Source organism: Bacillus sp. Marseille-P3661 (assembly GCF_900240995.1).
In the GTDB taxonomy this organism is placed as follows: Bacteria; Bacillota; Bacilli; order Bacillales; family Bacillaceae_J; genus OESV01.
In genome coordinates, this window is the sequence record NZ_LT965954.1 from 199,975 (window position 1) to 225,809 (window position 25,835).

22 protein-coding genes and 1 other annotated feature are annotated in these 25,835 nt (G+C 36.9%); of the genes, 1 reads left to right on the forward strand and 21 read right to left on the reverse strand.

The window, feature by feature from the left end; translation table 11 throughout:
- Positions 1 to 20 precede the first annotated feature (20 nt).
- The 6 genes from priA to C1724_RS11895 form a co-directional block, all read right to left on the reverse strand.
- Complete coding sequence (gene priA, locus C1724_RS11870) at positions 21 to 2,435, reverse strand: primosomal protein N' (protein ID WP_102346990.1); 2,415 nt, start codon at positions 2,433 to 2,435, stop codon at positions 21 to 23.
- Positions 2,432 to 3,643: a bifunctional phosphopantothenoylcysteine decarboxylase/phosphopantothenate--cysteine ligase CoaBC gene (coaBC, locus tag C1724_RS11875; RefSeq protein ID WP_102346991.1), complete on the reverse strand. Its 1,212-nt coding sequence runs from the start codon at positions 3,641 to 3,643 to the stop codon at positions 2,432 to 2,434. The genes priA and coaBC overlap by 4 nt, the downstream gene beginning before the upstream one ends.
- Positions 3,644 to 3,705: 62 nt before the next feature.
- The gene (gene rpoZ, locus C1724_RS11880) at positions 3,706 to 3,918 is read right to left on the reverse strand and encodes a DNA-directed RNA polymerase subunit omega (RefSeq protein WP_102346992.1); all 213 of its coding nucleotides are present in this window, start codon (positions 3,916 to 3,918) and stop codon (positions 3,706 to 3,708) included.
- A gap of 3 nt (positions 3,919 to 3,921) precedes the next feature.
- Positions 3,922 to 4,533 carry a guanylate kinase gene (gene gmk, locus C1724_RS11885; RefSeq protein ID WP_258000430.1) on the reverse strand — a complete coding sequence of 204 codons (612 nt, stop codon included), beginning with the start codon at positions 4,531 to 4,533 and terminating at the stop codon, positions 3,922 to 3,924.
- Between the two features lie 12 nt (positions 4,534 to 4,545).
- Positions 4,546 to 4,809, reverse strand: a complete 264-nt coding sequence (gene remA / locus C1724_RS11890; RefSeq protein ID WP_102346994.1) for an extracellular matrix/biofilm regulator RemA — start codon at positions 4,807 to 4,809, stop codon at positions 4,546 to 4,548.
- A 76-nt stretch (positions 4,810 to 4,885) separates the two neighbouring features.
- On the reverse strand, positions 4,886 to 5,770 hold the full coding sequence (locus C1724_RS11895) for a YicC/YloC family endoribonuclease (protein ID WP_102346995.1): 885 nt from the start codon (positions 5,768 to 5,770) through the stop codon (positions 4,886 to 4,888).
- 332 nt (positions 5,771 to 6,102) lie between these two features.
- On the opposite strand from C1724_RS11895, the gene C1724_RS11900 reads away from it, so the two are divergent.
- Complete coding sequence (locus C1724_RS11900) at positions 6,103 to 7,815, forward strand: Rqc2 family fibronectin-binding protein (protein WP_102346996.1); 1,713 nt, start codon at positions 6,103 to 6,105, stop codon at positions 7,813 to 7,815.
- Between the two features lie 215 nt (positions 7,816 to 8,030).
- On the opposite strand, the gene pyrE is transcribed toward C1724_RS11900, so the two are convergent.
- The 15 genes from pyrE to C1724_RS11975 form a co-directional block, all read right to left on the reverse strand.
- Positions 8,031 to 8,675 (reverse strand): orotate phosphoribosyltransferase, encoded by a 645-nt coding sequence (gene pyrE, locus C1724_RS11905; protein ID WP_102346997.1) that lies wholly within the window; start codon positions 8,673 to 8,675, stop codon positions 8,031 to 8,033.
- A gap of 3 nt (positions 8,676 to 8,678) precedes the next feature.
- Positions 8,679 to 9,386, reverse strand: a complete 708-nt coding sequence (pyrF, locus tag C1724_RS11910; RefSeq protein WP_102346998.1) for an orotidine-5'-phosphate decarboxylase — start codon at positions 9,384 to 9,386, stop codon at positions 8,679 to 8,681.
- A complete protein-coding gene (locus C1724_RS11915; protein WP_102346999.1) occupies positions 9,358 to 10,296 on the reverse strand; it encodes a dihydroorotate dehydrogenase in 939 nt (312 codons plus the stop codon). Before C1724_RS11915 ends, pyrF begins: the two co-directional genes overlap by 29 nt.
- The gene (locus C1724_RS11920; protein ID WP_102347000.1) at positions 10,293 to 11,069 is read right to left on the reverse strand and encodes a dihydroorotate dehydrogenase electron transfer subunit; all 777 of its coding nucleotides are present in this window, start codon (positions 11,067 to 11,069) and stop codon (positions 10,293 to 10,295) included. The genes C1724_RS11915 and C1724_RS11920 overlap by 4 nt, the downstream gene beginning before the upstream one ends.
- Positions 11,066 to 14,278 carry a carbamoyl-phosphate synthase large subunit gene (gene carB / locus C1724_RS11925; protein WP_102347001.1) on the reverse strand — a complete coding sequence of 1,071 codons (3,213 nt, stop codon included), beginning with the start codon at positions 14,276 to 14,278 and terminating at the stop codon, positions 11,066 to 11,068. The genes C1724_RS11920 and carB overlap by 4 nt, the downstream gene beginning before the upstream one ends.
- Positions 14,263 to 15,363, reverse strand: coding sequence for a carbamoyl phosphate synthase small subunit (locus C1724_RS11930; RefSeq protein WP_102347904.1), 1,101 nt, complete (start codon positions 15,361 to 15,363; stop codon positions 14,263 to 14,265). Before C1724_RS11930 ends, carB begins: the two co-directional genes overlap by 16 nt.
- On the reverse strand, positions 15,360 to 16,646 hold the full coding sequence (locus C1724_RS11935) for a dihydroorotase (protein WP_102347002.1): 1,287 nt from the start codon (positions 16,644 to 16,646) through the stop codon (positions 15,360 to 15,362). Before C1724_RS11935 ends, C1724_RS11930 begins: the two co-directional genes overlap by 4 nt.
- Positions 16,612 to 17,538 (reverse strand): aspartate carbamoyltransferase catalytic subunit, encoded by a 927-nt coding sequence (locus C1724_RS11940; protein WP_102347003.1) that lies wholly within the window; start codon positions 17,536 to 17,538, stop codon positions 16,612 to 16,614. The genes C1724_RS11935 and C1724_RS11940 overlap by 35 nt, the downstream gene beginning before the upstream one ends.
- 264 nt (positions 17,539 to 17,802) lie before the next feature.
- The gene (locus tag C1724_RS11945) at positions 17,803 to 19,107 is read right to left on the reverse strand and encodes a solute carrier family 23 protein (RefSeq protein WP_102347004.1); all 1,305 of its coding nucleotides are present in this window, start codon (positions 19,105 to 19,107) and stop codon (positions 17,803 to 17,805) included.
- A 17-nt stretch (positions 19,108 to 19,124) separates the two neighbouring features.
- The gene (pyrR, locus tag C1724_RS11950; RefSeq protein ID WP_142386550.1) at positions 19,125 to 19,670 is read right to left on the reverse strand and encodes a bifunctional pyr operon transcriptional regulator/uracil phosphoribosyltransferase PyrR; all 546 of its coding nucleotides are present in this window, start codon (positions 19,668 to 19,670) and stop codon (positions 19,125 to 19,127) included.
- A 403-nt stretch (positions 19,671 to 20,073) separates the two neighbouring features.
- Complete coding sequence (locus C1724_RS11955; protein WP_102347006.1) at positions 20,074 to 20,976, reverse strand: RluA family pseudouridine synthase; 903 nt, start codon at positions 20,974 to 20,976, stop codon at positions 20,074 to 20,076.
- Positions 20,976 to 21,455 carry a signal peptidase II gene (lspA, locus tag C1724_RS11960; protein WP_102347007.1) on the reverse strand — a complete coding sequence of 160 codons (480 nt, stop codon included), beginning with the start codon at positions 21,453 to 21,455 and terminating at the stop codon, positions 20,976 to 20,978. Before lspA ends, C1724_RS11955 begins: the two co-directional genes overlap by 1 nt.
- Positions 21,456 to 21,624: 169 nt before the next feature.
- The gene (locus C1724_RS11965) at positions 21,625 to 21,990 is read right to left on the reverse strand and encodes a molecular chaperone DnaK (RefSeq protein WP_102347008.1); all 366 of its coding nucleotides are present in this window, start codon (positions 21,988 to 21,990) and stop codon (positions 21,625 to 21,627) included.
- Between the two features lie 111 nt (positions 21,991 to 22,101).
- Positions 22,102 to 24,867, reverse strand: a complete 2,766-nt coding sequence (ileS, locus tag C1724_RS11970) for an isoleucine--tRNA ligase (RefSeq protein ID WP_102347009.1) — start codon at positions 24,865 to 24,867, stop codon at positions 22,102 to 22,104.
- Between the two features lie 155 nt (positions 24,868 to 25,022).
- Positions 25,023 to 25,245 (reverse strand) — a binding site (T-box leader).
- 80 nt (positions 25,246 to 25,325) lie between these two features.
- A complete protein-coding gene (locus C1724_RS11975) occupies positions 25,326 to 25,823 on the reverse strand; it encodes a DivIVA domain-containing protein (RefSeq protein ID WP_102347010.1) in 498 nt (165 codons plus the stop codon).
- Positions 25,824 to 25,835 lie beyond the last annotated feature (12 nt).

A 25,835-nucleotide genomic window follows, 5' to 3' on the forward strand; every position in this document is an offset into this window, starting at 1 on the left:
AGCGTTTCAACATACCTTGTTTACATCATCATATAGGGATTCATATCTATTGTAATTTTTAACTCATTTTTGTTTATATCTTGTTGAAAGTGTTTCAACATATTTTGTAATATTTTACCTAGCTGCGGCTCATCTTTGTATTTTATCACGCATTGGTAGCGATATCTATCTTTAATCCTTGGAATTGGTGATGCAACTGGTCCTAAAATAATAGTTTGATTTGATAAATTCTTGCGCAGTATCCATGATATTTTTTCAGTAACACTAACAACTTCCGCGAGATTCGGATGTGAAATTGTAACCAATGTTAGATAAAAAAAGGGAGGATACTGATACATTTTTCTTAACAACATTTCTCTTGAATAAAATCCATTAAAATCAGTTGCAGCTGCAAGTTCAACGCTATAATGTTCAGGACTGTAGGTTTGGATAATCACCTCACCAGGCAAAATATGACGACCTGCACGACCACTCACTTGCGTAATCAATTGAAAGGTTTTTTCGCTAGCGCGGAAATCAGGAATATGCAACATTGCATCTGCTGCTAGAACCCCTACAAACGTGACATCAGGAAAATCTAATCCTTTTGCTATCATTTGGGTTCCAAGTAAAATATCAGCTTTTTTTTCACCAAAAGCTTGTAACAATTTTTCATGTGCGCCCTTACGACTGGTTGTATCAACATCCATTCTAATCACGCGAGCTTCAGGGATTATCTTTGCTAATTCCTCTTCAACCTTTTGCGTCCCTGTTCCAAAAAAACGAATATGGTCACTAGAACATTCAGGGCAAATGGTTGGAAGTGTACTTTCATACGCGCAATAATGACATTTTAATCGTTGATCTCTTTTATGGTAGGTAAGAGATATATCGCAATGAGGACAATTCATAACGTAGCCACAATCTCGACACATAACAAAAGTAGAATACCCTCTTCTATTTAAAAACAACACCGATTGCTCTTGTTTTTCCAAACGGTCTTTAATTTTTTCGAGAAGTGAAACCGAAAACATCGACCTGTTACCACTACGCAGCTCCTCTCTCATATCAATGATTTCTACTGACGGGAGCTTTCGAGCATTAATACGTTCTTTCATTGTTAATAACTGATACACATTTTTTTGGGCACGTGCAAAAGATTCCAACGATGGCGTTGCACTTCCCAAAATAACCGGACACCGATGATTCAATCCTCTTTTAATCGCTACGTCTCTGGCATGATAACGCGGATTTTCTTCTTGCTTGTAGCTCGTTTCATGTTCTTCATCGATAATAATGATTCCAATATTTTCAAATGGCGCAAATACTGCTGATCGAGCTCCAACTACAACACGGACTTCTTTTCGCTGAATTTTTCGCCATTCGTCGTATTTTTCTCCTGTTGATAATCCACTATGTAATACGGCTACTTGGTGTCCAAACCGCCCTTTAAATCTTTCAACCATCATAGGTGTTAACGAAATTTCTGGTACCAACATAATGGCTTCTTTTCCTTGTTTTAAAACTGCATCAATTGCTTGCAGATATACCTCTGTCTTTCCACTACCAGTTACACCGTGCATTAAAAAAACATAATGTTGTTTATTTTCTATACTGTTTAAAATAGCTGTAATAACTTTCGTCTGTTCGTCAGTCAAGATCATTGCTGATGTTGATTTAAAATTTCTGTGCTCATATGGATCTCTATATACTTCCATATATTCTGAGCGTAATATACCTTTTTTTATTAGAGAATTAATTGGTGATAAAGTCGTTTGGAGCGTACTTACCAATTGTTGTAACTCGATAGGTTCCTGATAGTGAATAAAATAGCTTAATACCTCTTTTTGTTTAAGCGCATTAGCTGACATTGACTCAATAATTTCTAATAATTTCTCTTTATTAACCGCACTTGAAACAACCTTTACGCGTTTTTTATTGGCTCGATCTTTAACACGATAAATAACTTCCATCGTACCTTGCTGTATTTCTTTCTGAATAAACGGCAGTAGCTGTTTATTTTGTTCAATATCCTTCCAGGCAATTTTATCTTTACTGTTAAAATACTTCTGAAGCTCATTTGGGAGGTTACTTGTTTTTTTTGAAATAATTTCCTTTTCGTACTTTACTTTCATTGCAGATGGTAACATAGCTTGATAAGCCGTAATTAAATAACATAAAGTGGAATTGGATAGCCATTCACCAAGCTGTAGCAACTCTGTTGTTAAAACTGGTGTAATATCGAGCACAGAATCTAATTCTTTGAGTTTATTAATGTCAGTAGAGGCTACGATACTAGTAACGAACCCCTGAACCTTTCTTGGCCCAAATGGCACAACTACTCTCATCCCAGGTTTTACAAACTCCTTTGTTAACCATTCACTAGGAATGCGATAATCAAAATGACGATCAGTTTGATTGGCAGGAACATCCACAATCACCTTCGCGATATTCATTGCTTATTTCCTTTATTTAGATAATTAGAAATTTCATTTATGATCGCTCTTGCAACCTCTGTCTTCGATAGAAGTGGTAGCTCTCGAACTTGTCCATCTTTATTAAATATCGTTACAATATTGGTATCTCCACCAAAACCCGCACCTTGTTGTTTAACATTATTAGCTACTATCATATCAAGGTTTTTAGTTTTCAACTTTTTTTTAGCATAGTCTTGCACACTTTCTGTTTCTGCAGCAAATCCGACTAAAAGTTGGTTTTGTTTCTTCTCACCTAATGTTTTTAAAATATCAATGGTTCGCTCAAGTTCAATTGTAAGGTTGCCATCATGTTTTTTCATTTTTTCTTCATATGTTTTACTGGGACGATAGTCCGCTACAGCTGCTGCTTTGATCACTATATCAGTATCTTCGTAATATCCCATGACTTCTTCAAACATTTGCTGTGCGGATTCGATTTGGATTGTATGTACATCATTGGGTGGCTGAAGCGTGGTTGGACCCGTAATTAACGTTACATCAGCCCCCATTTCCCTTGCTGCACTTGCAATCGCGTATCCCATTTTACCTGTCGAACGGTTCGTAAAAAAACGCACTGGATCAATATTCTCCCGAGTTGGACCTGCAGTAACTAGCACTTTCTTACCTTTTAATAATTGAACGATAGTATGATTAAAATGTCGGTCTATCAAATTCACAATCTTTTCCGGCTCCTCTAGACGGCCTTTGCCTACATATCCACATGCCAAATAGCCCTCAGATGGTTCAATAAATTGGAAACCATCACTATATAAAACATTAATATTCCGTTTAACAGCAGGATGATCATACATATTAACATTCATAGCTGGAGCAATCCAAACCGGCGCTTTGGTTGCAAGTAATGTTGTTGTTATCATATCGTCTGCAATGCCGTTTGCGAGTTTTCCAATGGTATTTGCCGTTGCAGGTGCAACTAGAACTAAATCAGCCCAATCAGCTAAATCAATATGTGCTATTTTACTAGGGTCCTTCTCATCAAATGTATCAAAATAAACATCATTCCGGGACAAAGCCTGAAATGAAAGGGGCTGAACAAATTTCATTGCTGATTCAGTCATGATGACTTTTACAACTGCACCTGCTTGTGTAAGCTTGCTTGTTAACGCAACAGCCTTGTATACAGCTATTCCCCCAGTCACACATAATAAAATCTTCTTCCCTTTCATATATTTCCCCTCGATTCTCATAATGTAGTTATAAATCCATCATGTAAAAAAATAACAACCTACTAAGATAGGTTGTTGTTACGTTGTGCTTCATAGTGTAATAGTCCTTTACTAACTTCTTCAAGTGCTTTTCCAACATATTTTCTTGAAACAGTCTTATCAAGCATACAGTCATTCTTCTCTTGCATTTCCCGAGCTCTTCTGGCAGAAACAGTAACAAGGGTATACTTAGAATCAATATTTCTCATCAACGAATCAATAGATGGGTATAACATAATTTATCTAACCTCCAATAATTTTTTATAAGACGTTTCAACGCGATCTCTTCTGAAATGCTCAGCTTGTACGATAGATTTAATTCGTTTACAAGCATTATCAACTTGATCATTAACTACTACATAATCATACGCACTCATCATCTCAATTTCAATCTTTGCTGTATCTAGACGATCTTTAACAATTTCTTCTGTTTCAGTACCGCGGCCAATAATACGGTTTTTTAATTCCTCTAAACTAGGTGGTATTAAGAAAATAAGCACCGCTTCTGGAAACGCATTTCGGACCTGTAAAGCGCCTTGTACTTCAATTTCAAGCAATACATCTTTGCCAGTATCTAAGGTTTCCTTTACATATTCGATTGGTGTTCCGTAATAGTTTCCAACAAATTGTGCCCACTCTAATAATTTATTTTCATCTATCATTTTTTCAAATTCTTCTTTTGACTTGAAAAAATAATCAACACCATTTTGCTCACCTTCTCGAGGTGCCCTTGTTGTAGCCGATATTGAATATTGAAGATTAATATTATCCTCAAATAATGCTTTTCGAACTGTTCCTTTTCCTACTCCAGATGGACCTGAAAGTACAAACAAAATACCCTTCTCTTCAATCATGCTTTTATCCTACCCTTCATCGGTTAAATCATCCTTGTTCACTAATCGTTGTGCAACGGTTTCTGGTTGTACAGCTGATAAAATAACATGATCACTATCTGTTATAATTACGGCCCTCGTTCGTCTACCATAGGTGGCATCGATGAGCACGCCATTTTCCCTTGCGACCTGTATGATTCGTTTTATCGGTGCAGATTCAGGGCTAACAATCGAAATAATTCGATTAGCTGATACAATATTCCCAAAACCGATATTAATTAATTTTATGCTCATTTGAGCTCCCCCTATGTATACAAAATCTATTTTTAACGAGTAAGTTAAAAAATATAAGTATGTAAATTCATTAATCCTACTCGATGTTTTGAACTTGCTCTTTTATTTTTTCAAGTTCACTTTTCATCTCAACAACTTTTTGGCTTATATGAACGTCATTTGCCTTAGAACCAATGGTATTCATTTCGCGATTCATTTCCTGTACTAGGAAGTCAAGTTTTCTACCAACACTTCCTGTATTATTGTCCAAAATTTCAACAAATTGTTCTACATGGCTAAACAGCCTTGTAAGCTCTTCATTTATATCTGCCTTGTCTGCAAAAATCGCAACTTCAGTTAAAATCCTGCCATGGTCAATTTCGTAATTTCCTGAAAGGATATCCTCGATTTTTTTTAAAAGTCGTTCTTTATAACGTTCAATCGATTCAGTAGAAAATGATTTTAATAATTGAACAATATTATTTATTAACTTGAGACGTTCAATAATGTCACTTTTTAGGGAATTCCCTTCAATTCGTCTCATTTGTTGAAGTTCAGAGACAGCTTCTTTCGTTACTTCTAGTAAAACAGTTTCCAATTCCTCTGTTCCGGATTCCTTCTCTATTACACTAAAAACCTCAGGTAGGCTAAGAATATGTTCTATAGAAAGTGACCCCTGCATGTTCATGGACTGTTGAGCTTGATTCATAACTTCTTTGTATTGTGAAATCAAATCCCAATCAACCTCTAATGAACGGTTTATATAGCCCTGACCTTCTACTGTTACAAACACATCAACCCTGCCGCGCTGTATGTATTGTTGTACTATTTTCTTAATTTTATCTTCGAATAATAGGAGTTGCCTTGGCATCCGTACCGTTATTTCACAAAAACGATGATTAACGGACTTCATCTCTACCATTACCTTAAATTCACCGGATTCTTTCTTACTTCGGCCAAAACCTGTCATACTTACGATCATTTTTATCACTTCCACTATACTATTCTATATAATTTCAGCTATTTCAACAAGTATCTTATTACTTGAAACGTCTAAAAACAAATTATATAGGATTCTAATTAAAATTTAAAATAAAGTGAACCTTCCAACAATGGGGTTTTTATCTTCCCCCATTGTTGGATAGTTCCTAAAGGGTTTACCTAAAGGCCCTTGACCAATCGGGATTTTATAGGCTGTTATACCCACCTTCTTTTTTCATTTCTACACGAGGTTATGAGGTGGGGGTAATACAGCCTGTTAAAACGGGATAAAAACATGATATACTATGTACACTGTGTGTGAGGTGAAAAGAAATGTCCTTTGATGGTATTGTGACAAAAGGTATAACTGAAGAATTAAAAAAACAAATAGAACAAGGTCGTATCTCGAAAATTTATCAGCCATATAAAAATGATCTAATTCTCACAATTAGAGCAAATGGCACTAACTTTCAGTTGCTAATATCGGCAAACCCTAGTTATTCGAGAATACATATTACCGAAGAAACTTATGAAAATCCAAAAGAACCACCAATGTTTTGCATGTTGCTTCGAAAACATTTGGAAGGAAGTTTTATTGAAAAAATCGAGCAAGACGGCTTGGAACGAATTATTCGCTTATACGTTAAAACACGGAATGAGATTGGTGATGAGTCGATTAAAGTTTTAATCGTCGAAATTATGGGTCGCCATAGTAATATCATTCTTGTAGATCAAGAAAGAAACATGATCTTAGATTGTATAAAGCATGTTTCACCGGCAGTAAATCGCCACCGTGTGCTATTACCAGGTTATGAATATATAGCACCACCTAAACAAAATAAATTGAACCCGTTAGAGATTAGCGAAGAGACGTTTTTAAAGAAAATTGATTTTAACAGTGGAAAAATAGATCAACAAATTGTTGATGCCTTTTCAGGAATTTCTCCTTTATTTGCAAAAGAAGTTTTATTCCGTGCAGGTTTAACGAATAAAAGCTCATTAATTAAAGCATTTTTTTCAATGATTTCACAAATTAACAAACAAGAATATGAACCACAAATCCTGATAAGTAACCACAAAGAATACTTTTATATATGCGAACTCAATCATCTTAAAGCAGAATATAAAACATATACAACTATCAGTGAAATGCTAGATCGCTTTTACTTTGGAAAAGCTGAGCGAGATAGAGTTAAACAACAAGCTGGCGACGTTGAGCGGTTCATAAAAAATGAATTAACTAAAAACAAGAAAAAAATAAAAAAGCTAAAACAGTCACTCCTTGATGCAGAAACAGCTGATCGTTATCAGCTGTACGGAGAATTGCTAACAGCTAACATGCATAGCATTACTAAAGGATTAAAGGAAATAGAGGTTTTGAACTACTACGATGAGAACGGTGCGACAGTTACCATCACACTCGATCCTTTAAAAACACCCGCAAAAAATGCTCAAGGCTACTTTCTAAAGTATCAAAAACTGAAAAATTCAGTTGAAATTGTTAAGGAACAAATTCATTTAGCCGAAACAGAAATTGGTTATTTTGAAACCTTATTACAACAAATCGAATCTGCTTCTCCTAGAGATATCGAAGAAATGCGAGAAGAGTTGGCCGAGGAAGGTTATTTAAAAGCCCGCCGTATGCAGAAAAAAGGGAAAGTAAAAAATCAAAAACCATCTCTTGACCATTACATTTCTAGTGATGGAGTTGAAATAATAGTCGGCAAAAATAATAAGCAAAATGAGTATCTAACTACAAGGCTAGCAAGACGGGAAGAGATCTGGCTCCATACAAAAGATATTCCTGGCTCACATGTTGTCATTCGCAATGAGTCCCCGTCTGAACAAACGCTACTGGAGGCTGCGACTATTGCCGCGTACTATAGTAAAGCGAAGAGCTCAAGTTCAGTACCTGTTGATTTTACAAAAATTAGGAACGTGAAGAAACCAAACGGTGCTAAACCTGGATTCGTAACCTACGAAAATCAAACAACATTATATGTTACACCTAGTGAAGATCTTATATTAAAGTTAAGGAAAAAATAGTAGTAACCCGATAAAGCTACTTCTTAATCAATTTGGATAGTTGAGATTGATTATGTTAGCTGAAGCGCCGTGGAGTCGCGCTTTAATCTTGTTTGTCCGAAAATTAAAAAAAGGCATGAGATTACTCATGCCCTTTTATACATACGTTTTTTTCCTTCATTTTATCAAATAAATCAACAACTTTTATTCTGCTGCAGTTCATATTTAACCAGCAGTTAATTTGGGCTGATAAGATTCATCCAAGCTGTTTCAGCAGGGTTTTTCCGCCATTCTTTTAATTTTTTTAATTCTGTTTCTGTCACTAATTCTTTTTCTAAAGCAACATCAATTAATGTTGAATAATCACTTAAAGCAATAGCCTTGATAGTATGTTCCTCTAATTGTTTATAGCCTTTTTCTAGCTCATATGTGAAGATGGCAACAACACCAATTACTTCACAACCTGCTTCTCTTAAAGCCTCGACTGCAGTAATTACGCTACCACCCGTTGAAATTAAGTCTTCTACTACAACTACTTTTTGTCCTGGCTTTGTAGCACCTTCGATTTGATTCCCTTTCCCATGGCCTTTTGGTTTACTACGAACATAGCACATCGGTAGGTCTAATAAATCACTAACCCAAGCTGCATGCGGAATCCCAGCCGTAGCAGTTCCAGCGATCATTTCACATTGGCTGAATTCTTGTTCAATTATAGTTTGCAAGCCCTTTGCAATTGATTTACGCAGTGATGGAAATGATAATGTTAAACGATTATCACAATAAATCGGTGATTTTATACCCGAAGACCATGTAAATGGCTCACTCGGTTTTAAACTAACAGCTCCTATTTCCAATAATTGTGATGCAATCTCTCTTTTCATGTGTTACCCCTCCCATTGTTGTTTCATAAGATTGTAGGTTTCCATTGGATTAACAGCTTTTGTGATCGAACGACCAACAACAATCCCCCAGCTGCCACGGCGGCGTGCTTCCTCTGGAGTCGCAATCCTTACTTGGTCATCTACAGCATCCTCTTGAAGACGAATTCCCGGCGTTACTGTTATAAAATCGGCTCCACATGCTTCATTTATCATCTCTGCTTCCCATGTTGAACAAACAACACCATCTAACCGGCTTTCTTTTGCAAGCTTGGCATAATGGACGACAACTTGATTAAGAGATTCCGAAATTAAAAGCTCTTTATGAAGTATCTCTGATGAGGTACTCGTTAATTGGGTAACAGCTATGCAATGTGGACGTTTCTTACCGCTAGGTGTCCCCATATCTAATCCTTCTAACGCAGCCATCATCATTTTTGATCCGCCTGCGGCGTGAACATTTACTAAGTCCACTTCCAACGATGCAAGATTTCTCATCGCGCTTTTTACCGTATTGGGAATATCATGAAGCTTTAAATCTAAGAAGATTTGATGTCCTTGCTCTTTTAAAAAAGTAATTATATGACTACCTTCTCTATAAAATAGCTCCATCCCCACTTTTACATAAAGAGACTCTCCCTCAAGTCGGGAGAGAAAGTCTTTCACTTCAGTTCTACTTGGAAAATCAAGAGCAACAATTAATGGTCTGTTCACGGTCCCAGCTCCTTCCGCTTAATTCTGATATATGCTGAACTCCCAGTTCATCAAGTAGTGTCGGCAATTTATCAATAATGGCTGGGCATACAAACGGATCGACAAAGTTTGCAGTTCCTACGGCTACTGCACTGGCACCAGCCATAAAGAATTCCACCACATCCTCAGCTGATTGAATGCCTCCCATTCCAATGATCGGTATGTTTACCTTTTGACTTACTTGGTAAATCATCCGGATTGCAACAGGCTTAATTGCTGGTCCTGAAAGACCGCCTGAACCATTTGCTAAAATAGGCTTACCTGTTTTTAGATCAAGTCTCATTCCAAGCAATGTATTGACCATTGAAAGTCCATCAGCGCCTGCTTCTTCAACTGCAACCGCCATCTCAACGATATCCGAAACATTAGGCGACAGCTTTACATAAACAGGTACAGATGATACAGCTTTAACTCGTTTCGTAAGATCATGGGCTACTTCTGGAATCGTACCAAACGCTATGCCACCTGTTTTAACGTTTGGGCAAGAGATATTTAGCTCTAGTGCATGCACATTTTTTGCTTTTGAAATTTGTTCTGCTACTTGAAGATAATCCTCAATTTGAGATCCAGCGACATTGGCAATGATCGGAACATCATATTGCTCAAGCCAAGGTAACTCCCGATCTAATACAGCATCTAAGCCTGGATTTTGTAAGCCGATAGCATTTAGCATTCCAGCAGAGGTTTCGGCAACCCGTGGTGTTGGATTCCCAAATCGTGGCTCAACTGTAGTAGCTTTTATCATGATTGCTCCTAATTTTGAAAGATCATAAAATTGACTATATTCACGCCCAAAACCAAAACAGCCAGAAGCGGGCATAATTGGGTTTTTTAAGCTTAAACCAGGAAGGTTTACTTGTAATCGACTCATATGATAACCTCCCCTAATGGAAATACAGGACCATCACTGCAAACTTTTCGATAAGAAGAACCAGAAGGGTCTTCTTGCACGTGACAAACACATGCGAAACAAGCTCCAATTCCACAGCCCATCCGTTGTTCAAGTGAAATAAATCCTTTCTTGCCTTTATACCGTTGATCAAGTGCTTTAAGCATTGGTGTTGGTCCACATGAATAAAGGACATCAAATTCAATACCTACTTCGTCAATCACATCTGTTACAAATCCTTTTGTTCCATAAGAGCCATCTACCGTTGCAATATAAGTAGGACCAAGAGCATTAAATTGTTCTTCATAAAACATTACATTTTTATTTTGAAACCCTAAAATATGAATAACTTTAACGCCTTTACTCACCAATCGTTTAGAAAGATTGTAGAGCGGCGGTACACCGATACCGCCCCCTACTAGTAAAGCTACTTCACCTGCAGTTATCTCCTCGATTGGAAATCCGTTCCCTAGAGGTCCTAATACATCAACTGAACGATCAGATTGTTTTTCTGCCAATAAAGACGTTCCGCGGCCATCTTTACGATAGATCATCGTAAATTGATTTTTGTCTTGATTGATATCACAAATACTGATCGGACGCCTTAACAATGGGTCGGTTGTATCATTGACCTTTATATGCACAAATTGACCGGACTGCTGCATATCTTGGACAAGATCTCCCTCAAGAACAAGCTCGTATATATTGCTAGCTAACTCTTTCTGTGAAATAACAGTCATTAATTGCTTTTTCATTGTGGTATAACCACCTTTGCTTTCTCAAACACCGGCATTTCATTCGCTGAGAATGTCATAGTTTCTAACACTTTTAGTATTGCTGCTGCTGTATCTAAAGACGTTAAACAAGCCACACCATTTTCTACCGATTCACGGCGAATTCTAAAGCCATCACGTGCCGGCTGTTTTCCTTTTGTAAGAGTATTAATGACAAACTGTGCTTCGCCATTCCTGATAATATCTAGCAGATTAGGTTTAGCCGCACCAATTTTATTCACAACTGTTGCTGGAATATTTTCTGTTTGTAATGCGGCAGCCGTTCCTTCTGTTGCTAGTATTCTATAGCCTATTTGATGGAAACGACGTGCGATGTCAATTACTTCTTGTTTATCTTTATCAGAGACTGTTAGTAAAACTGATCCATAAGTTGGTATTGAAATTCCAGATGCAACTAAGCCTTTGTATAACGCTTTTTCAAGTGTCACATCTCGTCCCATTACTTCACCTGTCGATTTCATTTCTGGTCCTAATGTAATATCGACTCGGCGTAATTTTGCAAACGAGAATACTGGAGCTTTTACAAATACATCTTTACTTTCCTGATGATAACCAGTTTCATAGCCTAAGTTAGGCAACTTCTCTCCAAGAATGACTTTGGTTGCAATGTTTGCCATTGGTACACCGGTAATTTTACTTAAGAATGGCACTGTTCGACTTGATCTCGGATTCACCTCTAGGACATAAACTTGGTCTTCGAATAATACGAACTGAATATTTAACAGCCCTACAATTTTTAGTCCACGAGCAATTTTAATCGTGTTTTCAATAATTTGCTGCTTTACATTTTCTGACAAAGTTTGCGGCGGGTACACAGCGATTGAATCCCCAGAATGGACACCCGCTCTTTCAATATGTTCCATTATACCCGGGATATATACGTTTTCACCATCTGAAATGCCGTCTACTTCAATTTCTTTACCGATCATATAACGGTCTATTAATACCGGATGTTGCGGATTAACTTTAACCGCATTTTCCATATAGTGCAGTAATTCTTCTTCATGGTATACAATTTCCATCGCTCTACCGCCCAATACATATGATGGACGAACCAGCACTGGATAACCGATTTTATTTGCTACTTTTACTGCTTCTTCAACAGATGTAGCAGTTTTTCCGATCGGTTGCGGAATACCTAGTGATGATAATGTTTGTTCAAATTTATCGCGATCCTCTGCACGATCCATATTTTCAAGTGATGTTCCAAGTATTTTAACTCCCCTTGCCGCTAATTCCTCAGCAAGGTTAATCGCTGTTTGACCACCAAATTGAACGATCACACCCATTGGCTGTTCAACTTCAATGACATGCATTACATCTTCAACGGTTAGTGGTTCAAAGTAAAGCTTATCTGACGTACTAAAATCTGTTGAAACAGTTTCAGGGTTATTGTTTATGATGATTGCCTCATAACCTGCTTCCTTTATCGCCCATACAGAATGAACAGTCGCATAATCAAATTCAATTCCTTGGCCAATGCGAATCGGACCAGAGCCTAACACAAGTACACTTGGTTTAGTGGTTAATATTGATTCATTTTCATCCTCATACGTACCATAAAAATAAGGTGTTGCCGATTCAAACTCAGCCGCACAAGTATCAACCATTTTATAAACTGGTAACAAGCTATTAGCTTTTCTAAAGTCATATAGTTGTTTTTCTGACATTTCCCATGCGTCCGCAATTGCTATATCAGAAAATCCTCTTTCTTTGGCTCGTCGTAAAACATCAAGATCCATGCGGTTTGTTTTCACAACATTTTCTAAATCAATGATTCCTTTGATTTTTTCAAGGAAGAAAATATCAATTTTGCTCCAATCATGGATTTGTTCTACTGTAACACCACGACGGAATGCCTCTGCCACTACAAACAAGCGCTCATCATCCGCGACTTCTATACGCTTTTTCATTGTTTCATCATCTAGCTCAGAAAGTGATTTAATTTCTAAATGATAAACATTAGATTCTAGTGAGCGAACAGCTTTTAATAATGATTCCTCGAAATAACGACCAATTGCCATCACTTCGCCAGTTGCCTTCATTTGTGTACCTAATTTACGATTAGCTGATTCAAATTTATCAAACGGCCAACGCGGTATCTTCGTTACAATATAATCCAATGCAGGTTCAAAGCAAGCATATGTCTTACCCGTTACTGGGTTTTCCATTTCATCTAATGTAAGACCTATTGCAATTTTTGCTGCTAGTTTAGCAATAGGATAGCCAGTAGCTTTTGATGCTAATGCAGAAGATCGACTTACCCTTGGATTTACCTCAATAATATAGTAATTATAACTATATGGATCAAGTGCTAATTGAACGTTACAGCCACCCTCAATTTCAAGTGCGCGGATAATTTTTAATGATGCATTTCTTAATAGTTGGTATTCACGATCACTTAATGTTTGACTTGGTGCAACTACAATCGAGTCACCAGTGTGTACACCAACTGGATCAATATTTTCCATATTACATACGACAATCGCATGGTTGTTAGAATCTCGCATTACTTCATATTCAATTTCTTTAAAACCAGCGATACTTTTTTCAATTAAGCATTGTGTAACAGGGCTATATTTTAATCCACTTGCTACAATTTCTCTCAGCTCTTCTTCATTGGAACAAATTCCGCCACCTGTTCCCCCGAGTGTATAAGCTGGTCGAACGATAATCGGGTAACCAATTTTTTCTACAAAGTCTAATGCGCCTTGTACAGTTGTAATAATGTCACTTTCAGGAACTGGTTCACCTAATTCGTTCATTAACGTTCTAAATTCATCACGATCTTCTGCTTTTTGAATAGCAGATAATTTTGTACCAAGTATTTCAACATTACATTCGTCTAATATTCCAGAGTTATGAAGTTCTACCGCTAAATTTAAACCGGTTTGACCACCAAGAGTTGGTAACAATGCATCTGGACGTTCTTTACGAATAATTCGGCTCACAAACTCTAGGGTTAAAGGTTCAATATATACTTTATCTGCAATTTCAGTATCTGTCATAATCGTTGCAGGATTTGAGTTTACTAAAATAACCTCATAGCCTTCTTCTTTCAGAGCTTGACATGCCTGTGTACCAGCATAATCAAATTCTGCCGCTTGTCCAATAACAATGGGGCCTGATCCGATTACTAATATACGTTTAATATCTATGCGTTTTGGCATACTGCATTACCCTCTTTCTTGTGAGTTTCAATTAATTCTAAGAAGTCATTAAATAATGAATTAGCATCTTCAGGTCCTGGCGACGCCTCGGGATGGTATTGAACAGTGAATGCTGGATACTCCGTATGCTTTAAGCCTTCAACTGTACCATCATTTAAAGCGATATGCGTTACTTTTAGTGGTGTATTTTGAATTGAATCCATCTCAACCGTATAACCATGATTCTGTGAAGTTATATCTACTTCACCCGTTTCTAGATTTTTCACCGGATGGTTTGATCCACGGTGACCAAATTTCATTTTAACTGAGTTGGCTCCACATGCTAATGCAAATAGCTGGTGTCCTAAACAAATCCCAAATAGAGGCGCTTTGCCAAGTACACCCTTAATCATTTCGATCGCTTCTGGCACATCTTTCGGATCTCCAGGTCCATTTGAGAGCATAATGCCATCTGGATTTAAGCGCAGAACTTCTTCTGCGGTAATATTATGCGGAACAACGATTACATCACAATTTCGAACGTTTAATTCTCTTAAAATACCATGCTTCATTCCAAAATCAACTAATACAACACGATAACCGCGACCCGGGCTTGGATATGCAGACTTAGTAGACACAGTTTTTACTTGGTCAGTAGGCAATGAGTGAGATTTTAATTGTTGAACAATCTCGTCAACATTAACATCAATACTGCAAATCGCACCTTTTAACGTTCCGTATTGACGTATTATCCGCGTTAGCTTACGAGTATCGATTCCTTCTAGACCAGGGATGTTTTTACTTTTTAATAGCTCATCAAGAGTTTCCATACTTCTCCAATTTGATGGTACGCTTGCTGTTTCTTTTACGATCAAACCATGAATTGCTGGTGCGATTGATTCAAAATCATCACGATTGATACCATAATTTCCAATCAACGGATAAGTTAGTGTAACAATTTGGCCACAGTAGGAAGGATCCGATAAAATTTCTTGATAACCTGTCATACCTGTATTAAACACAACTTCACCTATTGAATTTTCCGTACTACCAAACCCTTTACCTACAAAAATCGTTCCATCTTCAAGTATTAGTTGACGTTTCATTGAAGAACTCTCCCCTTTTCCCATACAATTTCTCCACCTACAACTGTAAGCACATTCCAGCCTTTACAGTTCCAGCCATCAAACGGTGTATTTTTTCCTTTAGATAAAAAGTTTGAAGAATCAACTTTCTCTTCCGTTTCTAAATCAATGACAGCTATATCTGCAATGCTGCCAACTTCTAATGTTCCGTATGGTAAACTGAACGCTTCACAAGGTTTAACTGTTAAGAAGTCAACTAACTGCTTTAAAGTAAGAACACCTTTTTCTACTAAATGAGTATAAAGAACTGGAAACGCTGTTTCTAAACCGACAATTCCGTTTGGCGCTTCTTCCATACCCCATGCTTTTTCCTCAGCAGTATGTGGAGCATGATCTGTAGCTATAAAATCAATCGTGCCGTCTAATAATCCCTCAATAAGCGCATCACGGTCTTCCTTCGCCCGCAATGGAGGATTCATCTTAAAATTTGTATTTAATCCAGGAATATCTTCATCACAAAGCAGTAAATGATGTGGTGATACCTCTGCTGTTACCCTAATACCTGCTTTTTTTGCATCTCTAACTACACGAACAGATTCTTTCGTACTAATATGACATACATGATAATGGCATCCAGCTGCTTCAGCTAACAATACATCACGTGCTATTTGAACGGATTCACATACAGAAGGTATTCCGTTTAAACCATGCTTTTTAGCAAACTCCCCTTGATGCACTACACCTTTATATATCAAAGAATTATCTTCACAGTGTGCGACAACTGCAGCGTTCACATCAGCGGCTTTTTTCATAGCTTCTAGCATCATTCCGGCTGTTTGAATGCCAACACCATCGTCAGTAAATGCAAATGCACCTGCTTGTTTTAATGCTTTAACATCAGTAAGCTCCTCTCCTAACAGTCGAGTAGTAATTGATGCATATGGTAGTACCCTTACTTTAGCTGTTTGCTCTATACGATTCAGTATTTGAGAAAGTTGCTCTGCTGTATCTGGAACAGGACGAGTATTTGGCATCGCTGCAATCGTTGTAAAACCACCTCTAGCTGCAGCCATTGTCCCTGTTTCAATCGTTTCCTTTTTCTCTCCGCCTGGCTCACGTAAATGAACATGTAAATCTACTAAACCTGGAGAAACTAACTTTCCATCTATATTAATTACATTACCTGTATCCGTTTGAATACTATCAGCAATTTCGATAATTTTACCATCTTCGATTTTTAAATCCTTAACTACTAGTTCACCTTTATTATTAAATAACTTTCCATTCTTTAAGACGATTGACATTGCTTTTTCCCCCTTTGTTTTCTTCAAGTGCTCGTTTTATTGTTGCCATTCTGACTAAAACTCCATTTTGCATTTGTTTAAAAATTCTAGAGCGTTCACATTCTACTAATTCATCTGCTATCTCAACTCCCCGGTTAACTGGAGCAGGATGCATAATAATACTTCGAGGTTTCATTATTTTTTCTCTTTCAATAGTTAGGCCGAAAGTTTGATGGTATTCTTCTTTTGAGCCAATCATTTTTCCATCATGACGTTCATGCTGGATTCGTAATAGCATTAACACATCTGCACATCTAACGGCTTCATCTATCGGAACATATGTACCTGTTCCATCGTACCACTCCTTCGGTCCTGAAAAAATTACATTTGCACCTAAACGAGTTAAAGCAACGTAATTTGAATGAGCGACCCGACTATGGCGGATATCTCCTACAATCGCAACAGTCAAGCCTTCAAAGTTTTTAAATTCCTGTTGGATTGTTAATAAATCTAGCAAACATTGTGTCGGATGCTCACCAGAACCTGCACCAGCGTTTAATATTGGGATTGATACTTTATTTTGTAATTCCTTATAAAAGTCATCCTGAGGATGCCTTATTACTACAGCATTCGCTCCGATAGATTCAAGTGTGCGGACTGTATCGTATAATGTTTCTCCCTTTTTTACACTCGAAGATTCTATACCAAAATTTAATACTTCTAAGCCTAATCTTTTTTCAGCTACTTCAAAACTAAAGCGAGTTCTTGTACTTGGCTCAAAAAACAGATTTGCTACAAATATTTGTTTCTCAACTTTCCAATAAGACTCATCATTCGCAAATCGTTCGGCATCATAAAGCAGTTCCTCAATTTCATTAACAGTTAAGTCTGAAATCTTTAATAAATGATTCATGCAAATCCCCCGTTTCGTTTATGACTCTTTAGATCAAAAAGATAAACTTACAAAGCAAACTACAGTACATGTGATTTACACAACAACATCTGCAAAAATGCTAGTTAAGAACGGGATCGACTTTTTTATATATTCTACATTAATTGATTATATAAAAATAGCACCCTTATTTTTCTTTAAAGGGTGCAACGAAGTACGGTTTTAGTTCACCGCCTTCAACTGTCTTCACCCTTTGGGACCTCTCTGGACCCCTATTAAAGTGTGTTACGCTGATTTATCTTCTTTTAATCCATCATCACCGTATTTTTCGCGACCCGGGAGTACAAAATTTAGTACTGCACCAATAATAGCCGCTAACGCCATTCCGGAAATTTGGACTTGTTCATTTACTTGAATAAATGCGCCACCAATACCGATTACTAGAATGACAGACGCTATTACTAAGTTTCTCTTTTCTTCAAAATTAACTTTATTGTCAATAAGCATTCTTAATCCAGAAGATGCGATAATACCAAACAATAAGATTGATACGCCACCCATAACATTAGTTGGGACAGAGCTTATTAGTGCACTTATTTTACCGACGAATCCAAACACTATTGCTAATACAGCAGCCCCCCCGATTACAAACACACTAAACACTCTTGTAATGGCTAAGACCCCGATATTTTCACCATACGTCGTATTAGGAGGACCACCAATAAATGATGCTAACGTTAATGCTACACCGTCACCGGCAATAGCTCTGTGTAATCCTGGTTTCACTAATAGGTCACGGTCAATAACTTTACTTAATACCATTTGGTGACCAATATTTTCTGATAATGTCACGATTACAACAGGCAGCATAGCCAATGCTATTGTCCATTTTAAATCAGGGGTATAGTTAACAAACGGAATTAACATTTCCGGAGCTTGAAACCATGCTGCAGCTTGGACTCCATTAAAATCAACTATACCAATTATTAAAGCATAAACATAACCGACAACAATTCCTATTAACACTGGAATAACTCCTAAAAAACCTCTACCGAAAATTGACAAGAGAACTGTAACTAGAAGAGTAACAAGTGCTACTGAAAAGTGCAGCGAACTGTATGTTGCTGGATCATCAGGATTTACTCGCATCGCCATATTTACAGCAGTACCAGAAAGACTGAGTCCGATTACAATAATAACCGGCCCTACAACCACAGGTGGTAGTATATTTAGTAACCATTTGATTCCAAAGGATTTAATGAATAATGCTACGATTCCGTATACAATACCTGCTAGAAATCCTACAAGCATTGCTGTTCCAGGACCGCCGCTTGCTTTTGCTGCAATTACAGGTGCTATAAATGCAAATGATGAGCCTAAATAGGCAGGTATCTGACCTTTTGTAATCGCTAAGTAGGCTAATGTGGCCAAACCACTTGATATCAAAGCAACTGATGGACTTAAGCCCACTAAATATGGAACTAGTATTGTTGCTCCAAACATTGCAAATAAGTGTTGCAAACTTAATGAAAGCCACTGAATAATTTTCGGTTTTTCATTAACATCTAGTACTACGTCTTGTTTGTTCATCTAAGGTCCTCCGTTACTTACTCATTTTCATGAATGGTGATTTGGTCTACATCATCCACTTCAGCTAACTCAACGACGACAATTTCTGAACCAGAGGTCGGTATATTTTTCCCTACAAAATCTGCTCTAATTGGCAGTTCACGGTGACCACGATCAACTAATACCGCCAGTTGAATTTGTGAGGGACGGCCAATATCCATTAATGCATCCATTGCTGCTCTAACGGTTCGCCCTGTGTAAAGAACATCATCTATTAGAATTACCTTTTGGTTACTTATATCTACTGGTATATCTGACCCTTTTAATAGCGGTTCTTTATCTACAGTTTTTTTAGATAAATCATCGCGATATAGTGTTATATCAACCTCTCCAACTGAGATTTTCTTGCCTTCTATTTGTTCAATTCTTTCAGCTAATCGGTTTGCTAAGTATATACCGCGTGTTTTAATTCCGACTAACACACAATTTTCAATTCCTTTATTTCTTTCAATAATTTCATGTGCAATTCGTGTAAGCGCACGTCGGATAGCCTGTTCATCAAGAACGATTGCTTTTTCTTTCATCATTTCCACCCCACAACTAATTATTAAATTAAGAAAAGTCTTTATCAGTCCTTCAATTACACTAATCTAATGCTTGTTTTATTTTATCCTACTATAATTAATGTAATCGATTCTCAGTGTTTATTTAAAAACAAAAAGCGCCATTTATGATTTTGTGCAATTAACTTATTCTCATAATCTCCAAGATTACTAGATGGCAATAAAAAATCCTCTCACCGCATGTTGGTGAGAGGATCGTAATATCCATACTTAAACCAGAATAAGATACGAGATATGATATACACTTACCTCATTTATCTGGTTGCACGATCGCCTTCTCAGCCTCACGGGACTGTACTTAAAGGACTCATTTACTTTTCTAATGAAATTATCCCACTATAATCGGTCATTGTCAACGACCATTTTAAAGTTTTTGCAATAGCTCCTTAAAAATAGTTGGTAGTGGTGCTTCAAATTCTAAATATTCTTTAGAGCGCGGATGTACAAAACCTAATAAACCAGCGTGGAGTGCTTGTCCATCAAGGTTAATCGTTTTCTTCGGACCATACTTTGGATCACCTACAAGAGGGAAACCAATATATTTCATATGAACACGAATTTGATGTGTGCGTCCTGTTTCAAGCCTACATTCAACAAAAGTATAGTTATTAAATCGTTCTAATACTTGAAAATGTGTAACAGCCTCTTTGCTGTTTTCATCTGTGACAGTCATACTTTGCCGATCATGCTTATCCCTTCCTATAGGTGCATCGATTGTTCCTTTATCATGCGGAATTACACCGTGGACTAATGCCTTATACTTTCTTACTACTGTTTTGTTAACTAATTGATCTACAAGTGATTCATGGGCCATGTCATTTTTTGCGACCATTAATAAACCAGAGGTATCCTTATCAATTCGATGGACAATTCCGGGCCTTAAGATACCATTTATTCCAGATAAATCTGTACAGTGAGCCATCAAGCCATTAACAAGCGTTCCAGATAAGTGACCTGGAGCAGGATGAACAACCATTCCCCTTGGCTTATTCACAACGAGTACATCAGAGTCTTCATAGTAAATATCAAGATCCATTTCTTCAGGAAGAACATCCAATGGTTCAGGGGCAGGAATTGACACTGTAACCTGATCATTTAATTTGCATTTATAATTTCCTTTAACTGGTTGTCCATTAACTATTACCAAACCATCTTTTATCCATTGTTGCACCTGACTTCTTGACCATTCTTCATTAACAGTTGACAAAACTTTATCCATCCGCTCACTTTGTTGTTCACTAGAGATTATAAATTCCATCTTTTCCATTAAGTTTGAGCTCCTTTGCTTGCTTTACTTTCCAATAATGTTTGTATTAGTATGATAATAACTCCTAAAAAGAGGGCGGAATCGGCAATATTAAAGATTGGGTAATTATATGTAAAAAATCCAAAGTTTAAATAAAAGTCAAAGAAATCAACAACTTCTTTCCTAAAAAGTCTATCGATAAAATTGCCAATTGCTCCACCTAATATTAAGCCTAGTGCCCATCCTAATAAAGGTTGTTTTCTCGCTAATTTCCATATGTAATAAACAACAAATCCTATTACAATAATAGTAATAATATAAAAAAACCACATTTGGCCCTGTAAAATTCCCCAAGCTGCACCACGGTTTCGATGTGAAGTTAAGTAGAAAAATTGGTCGATAACTGGTATACTTTCTCCAATTTCCATTCGTTTTACAACAAGCCATTTCGACCATTGATCAATAATAATCACAACTAAAGCTATAAAATAATAAAGCACAGATGTTCCTCCGATCTATAAAAAGAAAAAATAACTACTGTAGAATTGTAGCATAGACCGTACCATATAAACAATTATTTAACAAAAGTGATAAATATTAGCAAGATATAAACGCCTGCCCTAAATCATAAATGGGGCTAGGCGCCAAAGCGGAATTATAATAAACCATTTACCTAACGGCAGTTGTTAAATAGTGGCTAAATTCGGTAGTATACGGAAACTGGCTAATGGCTTTTGCTTCTTTTATAGTTCGAACAGTTGGCAATATCGTTAATAAATGCATAGGGATTTCTTCACCTGTTTCTTCACATAAACCATAGATGCCAAAATCCATTTTTACTAATGCCCTTTTTACATCCTCTAGTTCGTCTTGTATATGCTGATCTAAAACATAGTTCTTTTCACGTTCTATTATTCCGGCAACCGATTGATACTCCTCGAAACGATCTATTCTGCAACCACGATTTAATCTTTCTTCAAGCTCTTTTTTTGAAAGTTCAAGTTCCGATTTTATCAGTGCATACTGATCGATCATAAAATTGGGTTACCTCCTTGGTTTTTAGTACCCTTATTGTTACCAGAAGATTTCAATTTAGACAGTAAAGATAAGGAAAAGAGACACGATTTTACCGTGTCTCTTTTTTGTTTAGGCATAATTCTGTTGAACGATTGTACCGCAGTCCTTACAAAGTGTTGGGTGTTCAGATACGGCTCCCACAGTAGGAGTTACTACCCAACAACGCTCACAAGTTTCACCTTCAGCAGCCTTAACCACTATAGATAATGTTGGGAGTTTTTGAGCACTTTCAGGTGCTGAAGATTGATCTCCGGCAATCTCTAAATTAGATACAATGAAAATTTTGTCTAGATCAGCAGTAATAGACTTTAAAGTATCTATATATTTTTCATTAGGATATATAGTGATACTTGCAGTTAAAGATTTGCCAATTACCTTTTCATTTCTAGCATTTTCTAATGCTTTTAATACATCATCACGAATTTCCATAAAAGTATCCCATTTTTCTTCAATTATTTCTGAATTTTCAATGGTTACTACCTTTGGCATATCTACCAATTGCGGGCTTTCCTCTTTAACATCAGGAATATGTGCCCAAACTTCTTCCGTAGTATGCGGCAAAATCGGTGTTACAAGTTTCGTTAAAGTTAAAAGTGTTTCATATAAAACGGTTTGGATTGAGCGTCGATTATGGCTATTCTTTGGTTCAATATAAAGAACGTCTTTTGCAATATCAAGATAAAACGAGCTTAATTCAATAGTACAGAAGTTATTAACTGCGTGATAAATTCCAGCAAAGTCATAATTCTCATAAGAGGTTAACGTTTTTTCAGTTAACTTGTTTAATTTAGCTAAAATATAAAGATCTACCTCGCGTAAATCATTATGGCTGACTGCATCTGTATTATAATTGAAGTCATTTAGATTCCCTAATAAGAAACGGAACGTATTACGGATTTTACGGTAAACTTCAGCTACTTGTTTTAAAATCGCATCTGATACTCGAACATCCGATTGATAATCTACGGAAGCAACCCATAAACGAAGAATATCTGCCCCTAATTGACTCATTACCTTATTCGGAACGACCACATTTCCTAATGATTTACTCATTTTGCGGCCTTCTCCATCTAACGCAAAACCATGGCTTAAAATTCCCTTGTACGGCGCTTTACCACTCACAGCTACACTTGTTGAAAGAGAGGAATTAAACCAGCCGCGATATTGGTCAGATCCTTCTAGATATAAATCTGCAGGACGTTCTAATCCATCACGTTCAACTAGAACTGCTTGATGTGATGAACCTGAATCAAACCAAACATCCATAATATCTGTTTCTTTTGTGAATTTTCCATTTGGGCTATGCGTTGAAGTAAATCCATCCGGTAATAAATCTTTTGCGTCCCATTCGAACCAGATATTTGAGCCATGTTCTCTAAATAATTTCGAAACATGGTCGATTGTTTCATCAGTAATGATAGGTTCTTGATCTTCACCAAAAAACACCGGAATTGGAACACCCCATGCACGTTGGCGTGAAATACACCAATCTTCCCTGTCTTTAACCATATTAAAGAGACGTGTCTCTCCCCATGCTGGAACCCATTTTACTCCCTTAATTGCTTCCAATAGTTCTTCACGGAAATCTTTTATTGATGCAAACCATTGTGCAGTTGCTCGGAAAATCGTTGGCTTTTTTGTTCTCCAATCGTGTGGGTATGAATGGGTAATAAATGACAGCTTTAATAAAGCGCCTACTTCTTCTAACTTCTGGGTAATTTGTTTATTCGCATCATCATAAAATAACCCCTCAAAGCCGGGAGCCTGACTAGTGAAATACCCTTTTTCGTCAACAGGGCATAGAACGTCTAATCCATATTTTTTACCAATGATAAAGTCATCTTCCCCATGACCAGGTGCTGTGTGAACACATCCTGTACCTGCATCAGTTGTTACGTGTTCACCACACATTACTAATGAGTCTCTATCATAAAATGGATGTTGGGCAACTACATGCTCTAATTCTGATCCTTTTAGAGTTTTAATTGTTTCAACGTTTTCCCATTCAATTACTTTTGTAACTTCTTCAACTAATGCAGACGCAAGGACAAACTTTTGTCCGTCTACAAATACAACACTATACTCTAAATCCGGATGAACTGAAATTCCTAGGTTAGCAGGCATTGTCCAAGGGGTGGTAGTCCAGATTATGATCTTTTCATCCCCTTCTAATTTACCTTTTCCATCCTTAATAGCAAATGCAACATATATGGATGCTGAACGCTTATCTTGGTATTCAATTTCAGCTTCTGCCAAAGCAGATTCAGAAGACGGTGACCAATAAACTGGCTTTAAGCCTTTATAAATATAACCCTTTTTCGCCATTTCACCGAACACTTTAATTTGTTGTGCCTCATAATCTTTGGTTAATGTAATATAAGGGTTATCCCAGTCACCGCGAACACCTAAACGTTTAAATTGTTCGCGTTGGCGATCGACTTGTTCATATGCATATTCTTCACATAATTTGCGAAACTCGGCTACGCTCATGGACTTACGATCAACCTTTTTGGTTTTTGTTAAGGCTGTTTCAATCGGCAAACCGTGTGTATCCCAACCAGGAACATATGGCGCATGAAAACCGTTCATTGATTTATAACGAATAATCATATCTTTTAAAATTTTATTTAAGGCATGTCCCATATGAATATCTCCATTGGCATATGGCGGCCCGTCGTGTAGAATAAATAACGGTCGACCCTCTGTTCTTTTTTGAACCTTTTCGTAAATGTTCATTTCTTCCCATTTATTTTGAATTTCAGGTTCTCTTTTCGGCAAATTTCCGCGCATTGGAAATTCTGTTTTTGGCATTAATAACGTATCTTTGTATTCCATGTAGATCCTCCTATATTAAATCTATTATCACATTTTAATAAATACCAAAATATCGATTACTCACAATGGCAAATGACGATATTTTCTGATACTCCAAATACTTAAAAGAAATTAATACTTTTTAAAAGTATAAAAAAAAGACCTAACTCATCCCCTAAAGGGACGAGAAGGTCTTTCCCGCGGTACCACCCTACGTTAGCTTGTATGTAAGCTCGCTTCGTATTCGTAACGTGAATAATTCGCCATACCCTACTATAAAAAACTTCAGGTTGGAACTTAAGGGTGATTTTCCTTTTACATCTTTCTTCGAGCTCCCACTATCCTCGAATCGCTTATAGAAAGATTCTGTAAAAGTACTGTCCCTATCATCGTTTTGGTTATGTAAAACTTTTGTTATTTGATTCATTTACTACTGATTAAAAATTATATTCAAAAGTACGTTCCGCGTCAAGTTTTTCTTAATCATTTGTTTCATCTTCAGCAGGAACATTGTTATACTGCATTAAATGTTCCCAGTCGTCATTTTCAATCATTTCTAGCTGTGCCTTAATAAGCATTCGGAAACGGTTGCGAAATACTTTTGATTGTTTTTTAAGCTCTTCAATTTCAATCGAAATTTTTCTGGATTTCGTCAACGCATCATTAATAATCCGGTCTGCATTTTTTTCGGCTTCTTTGATAATTAATTTTGATTCGGTTTGAGCATTACGCTTAACATCTTCAGCAGCTTCCTGTGCAACAAGAATTGATTTATTTAAAGTTTCCTCAATACTTGAGAAATGACTTAATCTTTCTGTCAATTCTTTAACCTTTTCTTCCAGTTCCTTTTTTTCACGAATAATTAATTCATAATCTTTAATCACTTGATCTAAAAATTCATTAACTTCATCTTCATCGTATCCACGAAATCCGCGGCTGAATTCCTTATTATGAATGTCTAATGGCGTTAATGGCACGGTAACCCCTCC

Coding starts and splice junctions, on each gene's coding strand:
- priA (WP_102346990.1), bottom strand. CDS start 2,435: ATGAATATCGCGAAGGTGATTGTGGATGTTCCTGCCAATCAAACTGAT.
- coaBC (WP_102346991.1), bottom strand. CDS start 3,643: ATGAAAGGGAAGAAGATTTTATTATGTGTGACTGGGGGAATAGCTGTA.
- rpoZ (WP_102346992.1), bottom strand. CDS start 3,918: ATGTTATACCCATCTATTGATTCGTTGATGAGAAATATTGATTCTAAG.
- remA (WP_102346994.1), bottom strand. CDS start 4,809: ATGAGCATAAAATTAATTAATATCGGTTTTGGGAATATTGTATCAGCT.
- C1724_RS11895 (WP_102346995.1), bottom strand. CDS start 5,770: ATGATCGTAAGTATGACAGGTTTTGGCCGAAGTAAGAAAGAATCCGGT.
- C1724_RS11900 (WP_102346996.1), top strand. CDS start 6,103: ATGTCCTTTGATGGTATTGTGACAAAAGGTATAACTGAAGAATTAAAA.
- pyrE (WP_102346997.1), bottom strand. CDS start 8,675: ATGAAAAGAGAGATTGCATCACAATTATTGGAAATAGGAGCTGTTAGT.
- C1724_RS11915 (WP_102346999.1), bottom strand. CDS start 10,296: ATGAGTCGATTACAAGTAAACCTTCCTGGTTTAAGCTTAAAAAACCCA.
- C1724_RS11920 (WP_102347000.1), bottom strand. CDS start 11,069: ATGAAAAAGCAATTAATGACTGTTATTTCACAGAAAGAGTTAGCTAGC.
- carB (WP_102347001.1), bottom strand. CDS start 14,278: ATGCCAAAACGCATAGATATTAAACGTATATTAGTAATCGGATCAGGC.
- C1724_RS11930 (WP_102347904.1), bottom strand. CDS start 15,363: ATGAAACGTCAACTAATACTTGAAGATGGAACGATTTTTGTAGGTAAA.
- C1724_RS11935 (WP_102347002.1), bottom strand. CDS start 16,646: ATGTCAATCGTCTTAAAGAATGGAAAGTTATTTAATAATAAAGGTGAA.
- C1724_RS11940 (WP_102347003.1), bottom strand. CDS start 17,538: ATGAATCATTTATTAAAGATTTCAGACTTAACTGTTAATGAAATTGAG.
- C1724_RS11945 (WP_102347004.1), bottom strand. CDS start 19,107: ATGAACAAACAAGACGTAGTACTAGATGTTAATGAAAAACCGAAAATT.
- pyrR (WP_142386550.1), bottom strand. CDS start 19,670: ATGAAAGAAAAAGCAATCGTTCTTGATGAACAGGCTATCCGACGTGCG.
- C1724_RS11955 (WP_102347006.1), bottom strand. CDS start 20,976: ATGGAAAAGATGGAATTTATAATCTCTAGTGAACAACAAAGTGAGCGG.
- C1724_RS11965 (WP_102347008.1), bottom strand. CDS start 21,990: ATGATCGATCAGTATGCACTGATAAAATCGGAACTTGAACTTTCAAAA.
- ileS (WP_102347009.1), bottom strand. CDS start 24,867: ATGGAATACAAAGATACGTTATTAATGCCAAAAACAGAATTTCCAATG.